1 protein-coding gene is annotated in these 868 nt (G+C 65.8%); it reads left to right on the forward strand.

Annotated elements, in window-relative coordinates:
* Nucleotides 1–868: AMP-binding protein (locus I8J34_RS24170; RefSeq protein WP_214364181.1), on the forward strand; the 868-nt coding region annotated here is incomplete at both ends.

Here is an 868-nt window from a genome sequence, read left to right on the forward strand (position 1 = left end):
GCGATCCTTGCCCCAGCGTCGTTCACCTGAGCGCTGCGCACTGGCACACCCTGGTGGGCGAATGGAGCCGCGATGCGCGCAAAGCGCAAACCCAGCTAGCCGGGGTTCGTCTGATCAACGTCACGGGCGATGCGCTCGTTGCCCAGAAGATCGCCCAGTGGGAAGCGCTGGGGGTCGGGACCGAACTGATCAACACTTACGGCCCGACCGAGACGAGCATCTCGTGCACCGCCGCCTACGTACGTCACGAGGCGGGTAACAGCCGGGTGAGCATCGGCACCCCCTTTGCCAACACACGCATCTACATCCTTGACGCCCACCACCAACCGGTGCCGGTGGGCGTGGCCGGCGAGATGTACATCGGCGGGGACGGCGTCGGTCGCGGCTACCTGAACCTGCCCGATCAGACCGAAGAGCGCTTCCTTGCCGACCCCTTTGTGGCAGGGGGGCGGATGTACAAGAGCGGGGATCTTGCGCGCTGGAACAACGAAGGTCAGATCGAATTCATCGGCAGAAACGACTTCCAGGTCAAGGTGCGCGGTTTCCGCATCGAGCTGGGCGAGATCGAATCGAAGCTCTCGGCGCACGAGCAGGTCAGCGAAGCGGTGGTGGTTGCACTGGACGACGCTCAGGGCCAGAAGCGTCTGGTGGCCTACACCACCGGCGAAGCCGAGCTGGACGCCGAGGCCCTGCGCCAGCACGCCCAGCACGTGCTGCCCGCCTACATGGTGCCCGAGGCCTACGTTCGCCTGGACGCCTTCCCGCTGACCCCCAACGGCAAACTCGACCGCAAGGCGCTGCCGGCACCGGACGAGGCGGCCTATGTCAAGCGCGCCTATGAAGCGCCGCAAGGCGAGGTCGAAGAGAC

Source organism: Denitromonas iodatirespirans, assembly GCF_018524365.1.
GTDB classification, from domain to species: Bacteria; Pseudomonadota; Gammaproteobacteria; order Burkholderiales; family Rhodocyclaceae; genus Nitrogeniibacter; species Nitrogeniibacter iodatirespirans.